We start from the raw sequence: 16,019 nt of genomic DNA, 5'->3' as shown, positions 1-16,019 counted from the left end.
ACCCCGCCGTGCGGGATGGGACGGATGTTGCCTTGTGGCGATAGCCTAGCCGAGAAGCGGTAAACCACTCCCTAGAGTGTTTCCGCTTTTCTTCGAAACGCGAAAACGCTCTATGCTCTTGTTCTTGCGCAATTCCGGACGGAAAACCGCTGCACACTTTTCCTGGAATTGCTCTAGTTGGACGCCACCGGCGCGAGCATGGTGAAGCCCTGGGCCTCGAACAGTTCCCCGGCCTTGGCGGACTGAAGATATTTCACGTACGCCGCCGCGTCCGCGTTCTTCGAGTCCGCCGTCACGCCAACCGGATAGACGATGGGAGGATGCGTCTCTTCCGGGAACACGCCGACGACCTTCACGCCCGGCTCTGCCGCGGCGTCGGTCTGGTAGACGATGCCGAGCGGGGCTTCGCCCGTCGATACAAGCTTGAGGGCGGCGCGCACGTTCTCGGCCTGGGCGATCTTGCCCTCGACCGACGACCAGACGCCGAGCTTCTCGAGCGCGGCCTTGCCGTATTTGCCGGCGGGCACAGCCTTGACGTCGCCCATGGCAAGACGACCGTCACCAAGCAGCGCGGCAAGGTCGAAATTCGCAGCGATGTCGGTCTTGGCGGCCGAATCCTTGGGCGCAACCAGCACGATGCGGTTGCCCAGCAGCCTGACGTCCGAGCCGTCCTTGATGAGCTTCTTGTCTGCGAGGTACTTCATCCAGTCGAGGTCGGCGGATATGAACACGTCGGCGGGAGCGCCTTCCTCGATCTGCTTGGCGAGCGCCGAGCTGGCGGCATAGGACACGGTCGCCGACTTGCCGCTCTCGGCCTTCCAGGCGGCATCGACGGCGTCGAGCGCGTTCTTGAGGCTGGCGGCAGCGAACACGACCACGTCGCCATCGGCACGCGCCGAAGGCAGGCCGAGCGACAGCAAGGCTGCCAGGCCGCCCGCAGCTGCGACAAGCCGCAAACCAAATCCCCTACGCGTGAACATCGTCATTCTCTCCCTGATTGGCACGCCGCAGCCCGGCCGCGGATTCGTTATATTCATACGTATATAGCACTCTCGGCACAACCACCCATCCGGGTGGTTTTCAGCAAAACTGTTGCAGCATTCTCGAAGGTTGCCCGGTTGACCTTGCAGTAGGGGGAGACTGGCTCGCCGGTTCATGCCATATGTGTCGTTCTCACCTTGGGGCATGCAGACGTGGCACCTTGTGTCCGGCGACACCCTGTCCGTTCAGCCACGCCAACACGAGTTCCCCGAAATGTCCGGCATCACCATGTTCGAAGTCATCTGGCTTGGCGCCGCCCTGTTGGGCGCGGGCGCCGTCACGGGCCTGCTTGCCGGGGTCTTCGGCGTCGGCGGCGGTGCGGTCATCGTGCCGGTGCTGTACGAGCTGTTCCGCATGGTCGGCGTGCCGGAAGAGGTGCGCATGCCGCTCTGCGTCGGCACCTCGCTTGCGATCATCATCCCGACCTCGATCCGCTCGTTTGGCGCACATCGGGCCAAGGGCGCGGTCGACATGACGATCCTGAAGCAGTGGGCAGTGCCCGTGGTGCTCGGCGTGCTGATGGGCAGCGTGATCGCCCGCTATGCCTCGCCGGACCTGTTCAAGCTGGTGTTCGTCGTCGTCGCCGGCATTTCGGCGATACGGCTGCTGTTCGGCAAGGATTCGTGGCGCCTCGGCCTCGACATGCCCGGCAAGCTCATCATGAACGCCTATGGCTGGCTGATCGGCGTGCTGTCGAGCCTGATGGGCATCGGCGGCGGGCAGCTTTCGAACCTGTTCATGACCTTCTACGGCCGGCCGATCCACCAGGCGGTGGCAACGTCGTCCGGCCTCGGCGTGCTGATCTCGATCCCCGGCGCGCTGGGCTACATCTATGCCGGCTGGCCGCGCGCGGCGGAGTATCCCGACGTGGCCGCGCTGCAGTTTCCGCTGTCGCTCGGCTATGTCTCGCTTGTCGGCCTGATCCTGTTCGTGCCGACCAGCGTGCTGACCGCGCCCATGGGCGCCCGCCTGGCGCACGCATTGTCGAAGCGCAAGCTCGAAGTCGCCTTCGGTATCTTCCTGCTCCTGATCAGCCTGCGCTTCCTGATCAGCCTGATCGGCTGACCAAACCAAAACGCCCGGCAATGCCGGGCGTTTGCATGATCGGAGCGGACAAGGATCAGGCGCGCTCGAGCGCGACCGCGATGCCCTGACCGACACCGATGCACATGGTGGCAAGCGCCAGCTTGCCACCGCGCAGGCCGAGCTCCAGCGCCGCGGTACCGGCGATGCGGGCGCCCGACATGCCCAGCGGATGGCCCAGTGCGATGGCCCCGCCATTCGGGTTCACGTGCCCGGCGTCCTCGGCGATGCCAAGCTCGCGCAGCACGGCGATGCCTTGGGAGGCAAAGGCTTCGTTGAGTTCGATGACGTCGAAATCGGCCGGGCGGATGCCGAGACGGGCGCATAGCTTCTTGGTCGCCGGCGCCGGGCCGATGCCCATGATGCGGGGGGCGACGCCCGCCGCCGCGCCGCCCAGAACGCGGGCGATCGGCGTCAGGCCGTATTTCTTCACCGCCGCTTCCGAGGCGACGATGAGCGCTGCCGCGCCATCATTGACGCCGGAGGCGTTGCCCGCGGTCACCGTGCCACCCTGGCGGAACGGCGTCGGCAGCTTGGCCAGCGTCTCGATGGTGGTTCCGGCGCGCGGATGCTCGTCCTTGGCGACAACGATGGCATCGCCCTTGCGCTGCGGGATGGTGACCGGAACGATCTCCTTGCCGAGACGTCCGTTTTCCTGCGCGGCGACGGCCTTGTTCTGGCTGCGCACGGCAAAGGCGTCCTGGTCGGCGCGGCTGACCGAGAAGTCCTCTGCGACGTTCTCGCCGGTCTCGGGCATGGAATCGACGCCATACTGCTTCTTCATCACTGGATTGACGAAGCGCCAACCGATGGTGGTGTCGTGGATCTCGGCATGGCGGGAGAAGGCCGAGTCGGCCTTGGGCATGACGAAGGGGGCGCGGCTCATGCTTTCGACGCCGCCGGCAATCATCAATTCGGCCTCGCCGGCCTTGATCGAACGCGCGGCGTAAAGCAGGGCGTCCATGCCCGAGCCGCAGAGGCGGTTGATGGTCGTGCCCGGCACCTCGACCGGCAGGCCGGCCAGGAGCAGCGACATGCGGGCGACGTTGCGGTTGTCCTCGCCGGCCTGGTTGGCGCAGCCGAAGATCACGTCATCGACGGCGGCCCAGTCGACGGAGGCATTGCGCTCCATCAGAGCCCTGAGCGGCACCGCGCCGAGATCGTCGGCACGGACTGACGACAGCGCGCCGCCAAAGCGGCCGATCGGGGTGCGAATGTAATCGCAGATATAGGCCTCAGCCATCCTTGGATCCTCTCTTGGCGGAAACTGCCTCGCCCTTGTGGGCGGCGTCGGTGCGCGCCTTTAGATCACGCAGCGTCTGCAATTCCAACTGCGTCGGTTCAGGCGTTTCCTCCAGCTTGTCGGCGAACTTCACCGTCCAGCCGCAGGTCTCCTGGACCTTTTCGCGGGTGACGCCGGGATGCAGCGAAACGACGGTAAATTCCTTGGTGGCCGGATCGGGCTTCCAGATCGCAAGGTCGGTGATGAGGAGCGTCGGACCCTTGGTATCGATGCCGAGGCGCTGGCGGTGGTCGCCACCGTCGCCATGGCCGAAGGAGGTGTAGAAATCGATCTTGTCGACCATGCCGCGCTTGGACTGCGCCATGGTGATGTAGATCTCCTGCGACGAGGTCGCGATCTCCGGCGCGCCGCCGCCGCCCGGCAGGCGGGTCTTGGGGTGCGCGTAGTCGCCGATGACGGTGGTGTTGATGTTGCCGAACTTGTCGAGCTGGGCGGCGCCGAGGAAGCCGATGGAGATGCGTCCACCCTGGAGCCAGTAGCGGAACATCTCCGGCACCGAGACGGTGGTGATAGCGGTGTCGCAGAGTTCGCCGTCGCCGATCGACAGCGGCAGCACGTCGGGCGCGGTGCCGATGGTGCCGGATTCATAGATCAGGGTGATTTCGGGTGCGTGGGTCAGGCGCGCGACGTTGCAGGCGGCCGACGGTGCTCCGATGCCGACGAAACAGACGTCGTCGCCCTTGAGCGCGCGCGAAGCGGCAATCGTCATCATTTCATTGGGGGTGAAGCCGAGCTCGCTCATGCCACGTTCCTCAGGTGTTCGACGCGGGCCGAGAAATCGTCGGCGGTCTTTTCGATGACGTTCTTCTGCATCCATTCGCGGAAGCGGTCGCGGTCGGCGGCGATCTCGTCCCATTCGAGATAAGACGCGTTGTCGCGGATGTAGTAGCCATGGGCATAGGACGGGTGCGCGCCGCCCGGCACGACCGAGATGGCGGTGACCGACCAGTTGGGCAGCACGGTCAGGTTGGGGTGCAGGTCGTCGAAATTGTCGACCACCTCCTCTACGGTGACCACGGCGCGCCTGGCGGCCAGGGCTGCCTCCTTCTGGATGCCGATGATGCCCTCGACCAGCACGTCGCCGCGCTTGTTGGCCTTCTGGGCGTGGATGAAAGTAACGTCGGGACGAACCGACGGAACGGCAGCCAGAACCTCGCCGGTGAACGGGCAGGTGACCGACTTGATGTTCGGGTTGACCCGGGCGAGTTCGGCGCCGCGATAGCCGCGGAAGATGGCGCAAGGCAGGCCGGCCGCACCCGCCTCATAGGCATTGGCCATGGCGGCGTGGCTGTGCTCCTCGATCTCCAATGCGTGCGGAAAACCGTTCTCGACCGCATCGCGCAGGCGGCGCAGCAGGCCGACGCCGGGATTGCCGGCATAGGAGAAAATCGCCTTCCTGGCCATGCCCATGCCGATCATCTGGTCGTAGATCAGATCCGGCGTCATGCGGACCAGCGTCAGGTCCTTGAAGCCCTGGCGGATCGCCTCATGCGCGGCCGCGGTGGGAATGAGATGCGTGAACCCTTCGAAGGCCACGGTGTCGCCGTTGTTGAGATTGTCGGCGACCGCCTTCGACAGGGGGAGAAATTTGGTCATCGCGTTTCGTCCCGGGTTGTCAAAAGTTCGTATTGCGAACATTTGTTTTCTATGCGATACATTTCTGAGGCAATATCGTACCGGAGTCAATGACCTGCTCCGCCGCATCCGGATTTTCGGAGAAAGGCCGCCATGCGCGACGAGGATACCGCCCGCGACCACGTGACCTCGCTGGAGCGCGGGTTGTCGGTGATGGAGATCCTGGCCGCCAATGCGGCCGGGCTGACGCTGACCGAAACGGCCGAAAAGGCCGGCCTCACTCGTGCCGGCGCCCGGCGTTTCCTGCTGACGCTGGTGGCGACGGGCTATGCGGTGCAATCGGGCCGGAACTTTTCGCTGTCGCCGCGGCTGCTGACGCAGGCGCGCATCTGGCTGCACGGCGTGCCGCTGTGGACGTTCGCCGAGCCCTTCATGAAGGAGACGGCGGCGAAGCTGCATGAATCATGTTCGGCGGCGACCCTGTCGGGCGAAGACATGGTCTATGTCGCGCGCGTGCCGGGTCCCCGGATCATCGGCGTCGATCTGCAGGTCGGGGCGCGTCTGCCCGCCTTCTGCACCGCCATGGGCCGCGTGCTGCTGTCCGGACTGACGGAAGCCGAGCTTGAGGCCTTTCTCGCCCGTGCGGCGATCGTCCAGCGGACGCCGAAGACCGTGACCGACAGGGCAAAGCTGGCCGAGATCGTCGGCAAGGTGCGAACGGACGGCCATGCCATCGTCGACGAGGAACTGGAGATCGGGCTGCGCTCGATTGCCGTCCCGCTGCGCGACCGATCCGGCGCGATCGTCGCCGCGATCAACATCTCGACGCAGTCGACGCGTCACACGCCGGCCGAGATGGAGGCCGAGATCCTGCCGCTGCTCCGCGAGATGGCAGCAAGAATCAGCGACTTCTTCGTCGTGCAGTGATCAGGCCCTCATCGACCCGTTAACGCTGGTGCCAGGACAGCGCCTCGTTGAGCAGCGACGGCGACTGCAGGCCGCAGGAACCCTGAGCGCGCGCTGGTAATATTCGGCCAGCGCCGGGCGGTCGTCGGGATGGGCGCAGTTGTCGATGATCAGCCGTGCCCGCCACTTGGTGGACAGGCCGCGCAAATCGGCGGCAGCCGATCCGCGTCTCAACGATGCTCAGCCTTTCAAGCGGTTGCGCAGCAGGAGCTTCAGGCGGCCGCCGCCAGCCCGTTGCGCATGGCGTTCAGCCGGATCACCGCCCGGATCGGCAGGTGATCGGAGGCGACGCGCGCCAACGCCGTGTCGTGCGCCTCGATCTCGGTGAGCAGATTGTGCGGCCTCGCCATGACGCGATCGAGCGCCAGCACCGGGAAGCGCGAGGGAAAGCTCGGAACGATGGCATGCATCGGCCCGAAGGCCGGTTCCAGGCTGCGCAGCGACGAGCGCTTGCCCAGGCGCCATTCGTTGAGGTCGCCGACGAGCACGGTGGGTTTGTCGCTGTGCAGTTCGGCGGCAGTCAACAGCGTGCCGGCCTGGAGCTTGCGCGAATGGCGCAGCAGGCCGAAATGCGCAGCGATGACGCGCAGCGGTCCGGCATCGAGTTCGAGATCGACGATGACGGCGCCGCGCGGCTCGGCTCCCGGCAGCACGAGTTGGCGCGCCGAACTGACCGAACCCTTGCGAAACAGCACGACATTGCCGTGCCAGCCATGGCTCTTGCGCCGGCCGGCGAGCGGAACGGGCACCAGGCCGGTCTCGCGCTCGACCGCTTCGAGGTCGAGCAAGCCTGCACGGTCGCCGAAACGCTGGTCGGCTTCCTGGAGCGCAATGACATCGGCGCCGATCTCGGAAATCACCGCCATCGTCCGCTGCGGGTCGAAACGACGATCCAGCCCGACGCATTTGTGGACGTTGTAGGAGGCAACGACGATTTCGCTGTGGGCGCCGGCGCCCGCGGTCGAAACGGCATTCTGCAGATGTTGAGCCGGCAACGCGTGCCCGGCACCTGTCTTGTCGGTCGTTTCCAAGCCTTGTGTGCTAGCCATCACTCGTCTGGAATCTCTGGGAAATTCGTGTTCAGTTGCGGCAGGCGTCGTTGCCAACTGTAACCCATATGGTTGAGGTGTTCGAGATTTTCCACATGCGTCACGATGGCTCTCCACCGAAATGCTGTCGCGAGGCCATGGTTCCAATCCCAGCCGGCGGACCGCAACACGCATGAAACTCATCGCCATCATTGTCGCCGTGGCCGGGATCCTGGTCATCGCATCGCTGCTTGCGGTCTATGCCTTCGGCCGTTTCGCCAAGCGGGCACGAGGCACGCCGTCACAGGCGCTGCCGACGGCCGAAAGCGCAACCCAGTTCGACGCGTTGGTGGCGCCGCTGCTGGCCAATCATCCCGGCCAGAGCGGGCTGGCGCTGCTGTCGTCCAACCTCCATGCCTTCGCCGTCCGCGCCTATACGGCGCGCCACGCGCAGCGCAGCCTCGACCTTCAATATTACTACTGGAAGGACGACCTGACCGGCGGACTGCTGGCCCGCGAAATCCTCGGCGCCGCAGACCGCGGGGTGCGCGTGCGGCTGATCCTCGACGACATCAACGCCAAGGGCTACGATCCCAACTACATCGCGCTCGACAGCCATCCCAACATCGAGGTCAGGCTGTTCAATCCAAGCTGGGCGCGGGCCTTCGGCCTGCAGCGCGGGCTGGAACTGGTGCTGCGCGCGGTGCGCACGACGCGGCGCATGCACAACAAGGCATGGATCGCCGACGGCAGGCTGGCCATCGTCGGCGGCCGCAACATCGGCGACGCCTATTTCGACGCTTCCGAAGACGCCAATTTCCGCGACATGGACCTGTTGCTTGCCGGCATCGTGGTCGGGCAGACCGAAACGATCTTCGACCGTTTCTGGAACAGCGAGGCGGTGCTGCCGATCCGCCACGTCACCGGCATGGCCAAGGGCGACCTGCCGGCGCTCAGGGCGCGCCTCGAGCGCACCGCCACGACCGGCCTTGCCGAGCCCTACATCCACCGGGTCGCGCAGGAGAGCGGGGAATGGTCGTCCTCGGGCATGGGCAGGCTGCGCTGGACCAGCGAGGCCGCCGTCGCTTCGGACCCGCCGGAAAAGGCGATGGGCGCGGGCCAGGACAACTGGCTGATGACGGCGATCCGGCCGGTGCTGAGATCGGCGAAGCGGGAACTGCGCATCGTCTCGCCCTATTTCATCCCCGGCGAAGCCGGGACGCAAGAATTGACGACGCTTGCCAGGAACGGGGTCGCGGTCACCGTGCTGACCAATTCGCTGGCCGCCACCGACGTCGCCGCGGTCCACGGCGCCTATGTCCGCTACCGCAAGCCGCTGCTCGACAGCGGCATCGACATCTACGAACTCAAGCCGGACGACGAGCGCACCGACATGTCGCTGTTCGGCTCCAAGGGCGCCAGCCTGCACACCAAGGCCTTCATCGCCGACGGAGAGGCAGGCTTCGTCGGCTCGTTCAATTTCGACCCGCGCTCGGCCTCGCTCAACACAGAGATGGGCGTGCTGTTCAGGCAGAAGGAACTGGCCGGCGAGGTCGAGGCCGCCATCGAAGCGCAGATTTCGCCGCGCAGCAGCTTCAGGCTGTCGCTGCACGGCGACCGGCTGAGCTGGACCGACCACACCGCCAACGGCCCGCGCGAGCTCAAGCACGAACCGCAGGCCAGCCTGCGGCGCCGCCTGGTGGCCAAGGTGATCAGCTACCTGCCGATCGAATCACAGCTGTGAGAGGCGCGGATACCCAGACAATCAGAGTCTTTGGGAGAACAGCATATGACACCGAGCGCCTCTAGCTAATCTGAGCAGCATCCGCCTTGGCAGCATTAGAAACAGGTGGTCCGTACTGTATGACCTACCGCAGTGCTCGAGCAGGTAACAGGTCGTTGCTGGTTAGCGCGGTTGTAATTATCAGCCGCAACCTGAAGACCACTGCCTATCTCACGCATGGTAGCGCGGTTGCTGAGCCGCTTGTCTATCTCGCGGTAAGCTTCGTGTTTCGTACAAACGTCCATTTCAGCGGCGCGCGGGTCCACACCTTGATCCAGACAACGCTGATAGATCTGCTGGGCAAATTGTTTTGCTTCGGTGTGGCTCATTTCGGTAGGAAGAGTTGTCTCGCAGCCCGCAAGCGCAATGGCTGAGATCATTATTGCCACATATCTCGTCCGACATTTCCAAATGCTCCGCACCGGCACCAGATACTTTTCCATCCGCCCCTCGCCTAAGATCTCCAACCAATATACTTCACCTTGAACCGTGGCGCATGTATATCTCGTAGTTGATTACTTTCGGCTCGTTGGTCCAGCTAACGATCTTACTGCGCGATTTAGGTGTGCACATACCCAACTGATCGGCGCTCGGCATCCTGGCGAAGGCAGCCGTCGCGAGCTCTGGCTCAACACCGCCTCCCAAGCAGAGCGGACCGTTCAGTGATTCTCCTGCGACCGGGACGTCGCTGACAAACTCAGTAGTTCAGCGACAGCCGCATGAACGGGCCATGAATCAACTGGCTGGCGCGCCCGCTTGGTTCAAGAGACACATCCTGAAACGTCTTGTAGCCGACGGCCGACAGGTATTCGAGCTGATATCCGGCACCCAGCTCGACGCCAGGCGCGAATTCCCAGGCGAGGCCGGCTTTCGCGCCGACAGTGGCGAAGGTGCGGCTCTCGGAGAACTCCGCGTAACCGGAGTAATTCTTCTCAGCCTTGATCTTGCCGAACAGGACCGAGGCATCGGCGGATGCAAAGAAGCTCAACTGCTCGGCTACTGGCCTGGAAACGTCAAAACCTATCCTCGGTCCGATGCCCCAGGACCTGGATGAGGCGTAATAGAATGGCGAGACGTTGTCGGTGAAATCCGCACTGTAGGTCTGATAGCGCAGGCCAGCGAATGGGCGAAGCGACCAATCATCGTGCTGCGCACGATAGCCAGCCTCGACGTTGAGGTTCCAGTACCGACCGCCGGTGAACTGCCAGTCGAACCGATCATCGTTGCGCCTGCCGGTGGACTGCTCAAGATAGCGGAAACCGGCGGCCACATCCCAACTGTCGGCAAGACGGTAGCCCAGCCTTGCAGCGCCGGAGCCACCTCCTCCTGTTCTCGCTTCAAAAGAATCGGCGCTGTCGTACTGCCGATTGTGGCTGCTGGTGCGGAACGCATACGCCCCTTCGACATAGCCGAACCAAGCTGAAACCGGCATCGCCTCATCAATTGCCTGTATATCAGCGGCGGAAGCAGCTGTTGTCGCAATGACGAACGAAGAAAACGCAAAAAGTACTTTTTTCATGCCAAACCAACTAAATTAGAGACTGCGCAGTATCACGCCCTCATGGATTCGAACAATAGCCAGGCAGCGATTGTTTTCACTGTATCCACGCCTGCGGCTCACCTTCGCGACAGCATGTCACGTGGCGTGCCTGCGACGGTTCCGCTTCCTGCAAGCGACTGTCTCCGCGTGAAGCGGCTGGTGACAGCCAACCCGTCATCAAGCGCATTCCACCGGCCAGGCAATGAAGCCTGGGCTTTAGCTTTCGCGAAGCCGATCCTTGGCGGGCTTGGGTCGTGGGCGGCCAGCGATGGCTCGACTTCAGGCTCACCGCAGGGCAACTGGACCATAACCTCGGCACGCGCAAGCGCGTCGCCTCGATACCTTGAAGGGCCCGACTTTTCGAAATCTGGGGAAGAATGGTGCTGCCAGAGAGGATTGAAGTTCCTCAAAGAGCAGCCCAAGCGTTGAAAACATTGAGCTTTTCAAGGCCGACTATTCGAAAACCATAGCAGTTAACCGCAACAGGTTTCAACCTATGGAGTCCGAATCAATGACCACCGATTTCTCGTCCCCCGACCTGCCACCTATCCCGACCCTTGAGGAACTGGCCGACAAGCTGACTGCCGTGAGGTTCGCGAGGGATGCATTCAGTGTTCCCAGCGTTGCTTTCAGGTTCCTGGAAGCCTGGGCGAAAGGCGAAGATGTCTCCTACTGGCTCAAGGAACTGGAGGAAGATCGGGCAGCAGCTCTGGAAGACTAGCGCAAGGTCGCAGGGGTGGAGCGAGGCTTTGCCCTCCCTCTCCTCATTTCACCGCCGCAGTCCACATCCATCAGGTATTCAGAATGAACCATAATCCCATTATCCACGCCTACTTTCAGGCTAATCAAACCGTCATTGCCGAGGCCAGAGATATGCCATTGGGTATGCTGCGGACGCTCCTCGGAGTAGCCCTATGGGGCAGCGAGGATAACGCCTCGTCCCCCTGGACGCTTGAGGACCTAGCGGAGCGCCTGGACGTTCCTCCTTCCACTGTCTCTCAGCACACCAGATACCTCGGATATGGGCTGAGGGGCACCATCGTCGGCCTGGACCTCGTGCGCACCTCTGAGAACCTGGACAACCGGCGCAAGAAGACCTTCGCCTTGACGCAACGAGGCCATGCCCTGATGGCCCAGGTGGAGGCCATCTTGGCCCATGGGTGCTCGCAAAGGGGATGACCAGTCCCCACACGGTTCTCCTCCTGATCCCGTATCACTCCAATGGGCGGGTGAAGTGGGGGAGCCGTGAAGTTCTCTTTGAGGTACCTTTTTGGTGGAGGTCTTAAGTAACCTCAAGGTATCCTGAAGGAAATTTATGGGATTCCGGAAGCGTCTGAGAGGATAAATCCAATTTATCTTGCAATTTTCAATATATCAGTTGACGAATGCTCGCTTACATCGTAGATGTGCAGCGTCGATCTGGCTTCGGCTGGAACTTTTAATTGCCCCACATAGGGCAGGTGAAAGAGACGGACGGTCAAAGCACCGTATGCCCCGCACCCGATGAACGGGCGGACCACCAAACCCTTCCCAAACCCTCAATGTTTGCCCGCTTTGCGGGCGCGAGCGACGTGGCTGACGGGCCATGCCTCGGGCTCTTTGACAGAGTGAAAACATGTGTCCATGGCATCCCTGCCGCTAGCGTGGCGGAGTGGGACACCATGGCCCGACCCGCAACCGTGTCGGAGTGCGCAGCAAGAGCGAAGTCGCACGAGGATAAGAACGGACGCAAACCCACTCACGAGACCAGTGAGTAATCCGCCCGCATATGTGACCGGGCGCGACCAATCCCAATTCACCAATCTGGAATGCCGCCTCTCGGCAACGACGAGGCACGTCCAGACCTTCACCAGCAGAGAGGATACTCAGTTGGAAGATTTGAATACGCCTATTCAGGGGACACAGGCCGCCCCTCAGAACGACGAAGAGAGGCTCCGTAGAGCCATCGCCGCAGCAGACGCCGAGCTGGCCGCAAGTTCCCAACGGGCCGGCACCGAACGCCGCGCCGAGAAGGGCATCATCCAGAAGGGCGCGGACCTCTGGAAGTCGGCGGGGGTGGGCATCGCCAAGGCGGGCATCGAGACCAAGGACTTCTTCCTTGGGGAGCCCGCCGAGGCCGACAAGTCAGACCTGAGGCGTGGCGTCGAGCAGCTCGGCCGGGACCTCTCCAACGAGAGTGTCGCCAACTCCCTCACGATGGGAACCACTCATATCATCACTGGCCTCATTGGGGCCGGCAAGCTGATGGCCCCCGTGAAGGCCCTCCAGAAGGTCAAGTCCGTGAGGGGCGGCGTGGCGGCCTACGAGACGGCTCGTGGTGCCCTTGCTGGTGCCGTGGTGCTGGACCCTCATGAGGCCCGCCTGTCGGACCTGATCGAGAGCTTCCCGGACCTCCAGAACCCAGTCACCGAGTACCTGTCCTCAGACCCGACCGACAGCGCCGCCGAGGGCCGCTTCAAGAACGCCCTGGAAGGCATCGGGGCGGACTTTGCCCTATTGGGTGCCATCAGGGTCATCAAGTTCCTCCGTTCGGGGGACACCGAGGCGGCCACGAGGGAGATCGCCAAGCTCGAAAAGGCCCGCCAAGCGAACGCCGACGAGTTCGGGATGGACTTCACGGGAGGCTCCCAGCCCCTCGCCAAGGATGAACCCGTGGTGGCTCCTCAGGGCGTCACCGGGACTAGCCCCCAGGTGACCCTTGTGGACGAGGTGGGCATCCAGCCTGCCGCCAAGGATGAGCCGGTCCAGGCTCCTCCCTCCCAGGAAGGCCCTGATGCCCAAGCAGTTGAGGACTTCGACCCTCACGCCTCAGGATGGGACTTTACGGAAAGACCTCCACACCATCTGGACGAAACAGCCGAGGACCTGTCCGTATTCAAGGAGAGGCAGTTCCCCGATGACAAGGTGGAGGCCTACCAGAGGGGACTAGCCGAGGAGAGTACACCCCGACAGGCCTCCTCCCAGATGGTCCCCGAAGAGGGCGTCATCGAGCAGATCGGGGCGGCTCCCCAGCCGGTGAACCCCAAGACAGGAGAGGCGCTCCTCCCGACCGAGAAGGTGGCCCCGAAGCTCATCCGCACCAAGGAGGTCGCGGAGAAGGAGCTGAATGACATCCTGGACGGCTCCAGGTCCGACTCCGAGGCCATCCGCCAGTACGGCTCGGTGGCAGCAGCTCGGGCCAGCGGCCACAAGTTCGCCCAGGTGAAGCTCCCGTGGCAGAAGCTCTACACCCAGGGCGGCACCGGGGAGTTCATGTCCAACGCCGTGCGGGTGCTCGAAGGCCGCTTCAACGCCGCCAAGGGTGGCGCGATCCTCAAGGATACCAGAGTGCGGGCCTTGGTGAATGACCTCTCGGAACAGTTCGGAGAGGACCCGGCGATGGTGCTGGGGGACATTGCGGACGCTGGCAAGAACGCCTCGAAGATGGTCGCCCAGATGGAGGCTGGCCTTCGGATCGGCAACCGGATGTTCAACGATGCCAACGACCTCGCCGCCCGCATCCGTCTCGGGAACTTCGAGGAGTTCGGGGGGAGCCCAGAGGCCGCCAAGTCGGAGCTTCAGGCCCGCCTAGCGCTGGCCTTCGATACCCTCGCAAGTGCCAACTCAATACGGTCCAATGCCGGCCGGGCACTCCGCCGCAACCGCTCCGAGTTCGCCATCTCCAAGAAGGACCTCGCCAAGCTCCGCACGATGGACCCCGACAAGGTGACGGTCATCATGGAGCGGGCAGGAGGCGACCCCAAGAAGGTCTCGATGATCCTCAACGCGACCTGGAGCCGCAGGGTGATGGATGAGGTAGCCTTTCTCCTATCCAACAACCTGTTGTGGCTGTGGCCTACGCACCTGACGAACATCACCAGCTCCGCCATGATGATCGTCGGCAGACCTACCGAGAAGCTCTTGGGCTCCTTCGCCGTGGGTCCCCAGACGGGCAACATCATGCGCCGCCAAGCTCTCAAGGAATACTCTGCGACGGTAGCGGCTCTGGGCGACGGCTGGACGGCCATGGTGGAGGCCTTCAAGCGGGGAGACTCGCTCCTCAGTCCCCACAACACCGAGCTTTTCCAGAGTGGCTCCCTCGGCGCTACCCTGCCGCGCATCCAGTGGAAGCCAATCAAGACGGTATCCGACATGGTTGAGAATGCGCTCAATGCAGTCAACTACCGGAACTTAGTAGGGCTCCCGACTCGGACCCTCGGGGCTGTGGACGAGTTCTTCAAGACGCTTCGCTATCGCGCTGTGGTCCAGGCCGATGCGGCAGTAGAGGCGGCCCAACGGGGTCTATCTGGACGGGAGTACGAAGCCTTCATCACCCGGCGTTTGGAGGACGCAATAGACCCGGCGACAGGGAGGGCGCTGGACGAGCGGGCACTTCGGGAGGCCCAGGTAACAACCTTCCAGCAGGAGCTTCTTCCCGGCACTTTGGGGGCCACCATTCAACAGGTCCGCTCCCGGCACCCAATCCTTCACCTCGTGCTACCCTTCGTGAAGACGCCAATCAACGTGCTTCGCTACGGGGTCAAGATGACACCCGGCTTGAACCTCATCCAAAAGGAATACCTTGACGCGATACGGGGCGCGGCAGGGCCGGAAGCACAGGCCCAAGCGGTTGGCCAGATGGCCCTTGGCAGCGTCTTCATGGGGCTGGCCGCAAACCTCGCACTGTCCGGCAAGCTCACCGGGGCGGGACCGGCGGACCCGAAACTCAGAGGGCAGCTTACGGCTACCGGCTGGCAACCTTTTAGCTATGTGGTGCAGAACGGGGATGGGGCCCGCACCTACGTCCCCCTAGGCCGCGCCGACCCGGTAGGCCTTTCCCTGACCATGGTCGCGTCCATCGTGGAGGCCATGCAGGCAGACCCTGAGGCCGACATGGAAGTTCCAATATCGGCCCTCGGCTATGCACTCGCGAGGAGCTTCGGAGACCGCACCTTCTTGGCAAACGCCAACCAAGCCATCCAAGCCCTCAGTGATCCCGAGAGGCGTGGTTCAAAGTGGCTCGGGAATACGATGGGGAATCTCGTGCCGGCCTCTAGCCTCCTCCGAGGTACCAATCCCGACCCCTACCTCAGGGAAGCCCGCTCCGTTCTAGACATGGCCCTCAAGGACATTCCGGGCTACTCAGAGACGCTCCCGGCCCGTCGCGATGCCTTCGGAGAGCCTCTGTTCCGCCGCATAGGTCTCCTCACCGATGACGATGCGGACGTGGTGGAGACCGAGCACAATCGTATGATCCTGGAGACCGGCAAGGCAGGCGTTGGCTCACCAAGCCCAGAATTCGAGGGACTGGACCTTCGGGACATCATCCTCACTACGGGGCCGAACGCAGGCCGCAACGCCTATGAGGTGCTCCAGGAACTCTCTGGGCAGATTCCCGGACAGCCAAGCCTCAAGCAGGCACTTAGAAAGACCATCGAAAGTGCCGCTTACCAGGATATGCCGGACGGAGACCCTAATGTGAAAGGGACCCGCCTTGCGGCACTGGGCTCAATCACCGAAAGGTACCGCAGGGCCGCCAAACAGTACCTTGTTGTCCAGAATGCCGAGCTTAGGAAGCTGATCGGGGCTCGCCAACGGGAGGCCAACGGAGCCCGCCTGGAGAAGCGCCGGCAGCGCGACGGGAATGTTCCCAAGACATTCTCAGAGATGCTCCAGCCACAGCGCTAGGAGACCCCAACAACAGCTTAGGCATTGCTCAGG

The 16,019-nt window shown here is 63.2% G+C and carries 13 protein-coding genes; 6 read left to right on the top strand and 7 right to left on the bottom strand.

Features of this window, described 5'->3' with window-relative positions; all coding sequences use genetic code 11:
• Positions 1-173 precede the first annotated feature (173 nt).
• A complete protein-coding gene (gene modA / locus ASC75_RS16750; protein ID WP_055978424.1) occupies positions 174-980 on the bottom strand; it encodes a molybdate ABC transporter substrate-binding protein in 807 nt (268 codons plus the stop codon).
• Between the two features lie 274 nt (positions 981-1,254).
• On the opposite strand from modA, the gene ASC75_RS16745 reads away from it, so the two are divergent.
• Positions 1,255-2,106 (top strand): sulfite exporter TauE/SafE family protein, encoded by an 852-nt coding sequence (locus tag ASC75_RS16745; RefSeq protein WP_055977954.1) that lies wholly within the window; start codon positions 1,255-1,257, stop codon positions 2,104-2,106.
• Between the two features lie 55 nt (positions 2,107-2,161).
• On the opposite strand, the gene pcaF is transcribed toward ASC75_RS16745, so the two are convergent.
• The 3 genes from pcaF to ASC75_RS16730 are packed head-to-tail and all read right to left on the bottom strand — an operon-like array spanning position 2,162 to position 5,023.
• Positions 2,162-3,367, bottom strand: coding sequence for a 3-oxoadipyl-CoA thiolase (gene pcaF / locus ASC75_RS16740; RefSeq protein ID WP_055977950.1), 1,206 nt, complete (start codon positions 3,365-3,367; stop codon positions 2,162-2,164).
• On the bottom strand, positions 3,360-4,169 hold the full coding sequence (locus ASC75_RS16735; protein WP_055977947.1) for a CoA-transferase subunit beta: 810 nt from the start codon (positions 4,167-4,169) through the stop codon (positions 3,360-3,362). Before ASC75_RS16735 ends, pcaF begins: the two co-directional genes overlap by 8 nt.
• Positions 4,166-5,023: a CoA-transferase gene (locus ASC75_RS16730; RefSeq protein ID WP_055977944.1), complete on the bottom strand. Its 858-nt coding sequence runs from the start codon at positions 5,021-5,023 to the stop codon at positions 4,166-4,168. The genes ASC75_RS16735 and ASC75_RS16730 overlap by 4 nt, the downstream gene beginning before the upstream one ends.
• Before the next feature lie 132 nt (positions 5,024-5,155).
• Here ASC75_RS16730 and ASC75_RS16725 point away from each other — a divergent pair, with 132 nt between their 5' ends.
• Positions 5,156-5,929 carry an IclR family transcriptional regulator C-terminal domain-containing protein gene (locus ASC75_RS16725; RefSeq protein ID WP_055977943.1) on the top strand — a complete coding sequence of 258 codons (774 nt, stop codon included), beginning with the start codon at positions 5,156-5,158 and terminating at the stop codon, positions 5,927-5,929.
• A 251-nt stretch (positions 5,930-6,180) separates the two neighbouring features.
• Here ASC75_RS16725 and ASC75_RS16720 read toward each other — a convergent pair whose 3' ends face one another.
• Entirely contained in the window at positions 6,181-6,948 is a 768-nt protein-coding gene (locus tag ASC75_RS16720) for an endonuclease/exonuclease/phosphatase family protein (protein WP_244487872.1), read from the bottom strand.
• A 241-nt stretch (positions 6,949-7,189) separates the two neighbouring features.
• On the opposite strand from ASC75_RS16720, the gene ASC75_RS16715 reads away from it, so the two are divergent.
• A complete protein-coding gene (locus tag ASC75_RS16715; protein WP_055977940.1) occupies positions 7,190-8,740 on the top strand; it encodes a phospholipase D family protein in 1,551 nt (516 codons plus the stop codon).
• A 95-nt stretch (positions 8,741-8,835) separates the two neighbouring features.
• On the opposite strand, the gene ASC75_RS26120 is transcribed toward ASC75_RS16715, so the two are convergent.
• Entirely contained in the window at positions 8,836-9,222 is a 387-nt protein-coding gene (locus ASC75_RS26120) for a hypothetical protein (protein WP_156381295.1), read from the bottom strand.
• A 254-nt stretch (positions 9,223-9,476) separates the two neighbouring features.
• The gene (locus ASC75_RS16705; protein ID WP_156381294.1) at positions 9,477-10,298 is read right to left on the bottom strand and encodes an Lpg1974 family pore-forming outer membrane protein; all 822 of its coding nucleotides are present in this window, start codon (positions 10,296-10,298) and stop codon (positions 9,477-9,479) included.
• 532 nt (positions 10,299-10,830) lie between these two features.
• Between ASC75_RS16705 and ASC75_RS16700 the strand changes: the two genes are divergently transcribed.
• From ASC75_RS16700 to ASC75_RS16690, 3 genes are all read left to right on the top strand, one after another.
• Complete coding sequence (locus ASC75_RS16700) at positions 10,831-11,040, top strand: hypothetical protein (protein ID WP_156381293.1); 210 nt, start codon at positions 10,831-10,833, stop codon at positions 11,038-11,040.
• Positions 11,041-11,123: 83 nt separating this feature from the next.
• Complete coding sequence (locus ASC75_RS16695) at positions 11,124-11,498, top strand: MarR family winged helix-turn-helix transcriptional regulator (RefSeq protein ID WP_055977929.1); 375 nt, start codon at positions 11,124-11,126, stop codon at positions 11,496-11,498.
• Positions 11,499-12,188: 690 nt separating this feature from the next.
• Complete coding sequence (locus tag ASC75_RS16690; protein WP_156381292.1) at positions 12,189-15,986, top strand: hypothetical protein; 3,798 nt, start codon at positions 12,189-12,191, stop codon at positions 15,984-15,986.
• Positions 15,987-16,019 lie beyond the last annotated feature (33 nt).

Origin of the sequence: Aminobacter sp. DSM 101952 (assembly GCF_001424795.1) — a bacterium.
Lineage (GTDB): Bacteria > Pseudomonadota > Alphaproteobacteria > Rhizobiales > Rhizobiaceae > Aminobacter > Aminobacter aganoensis.
This window is presented reverse-complemented; position numbering and strand designations above follow the sequence as displayed.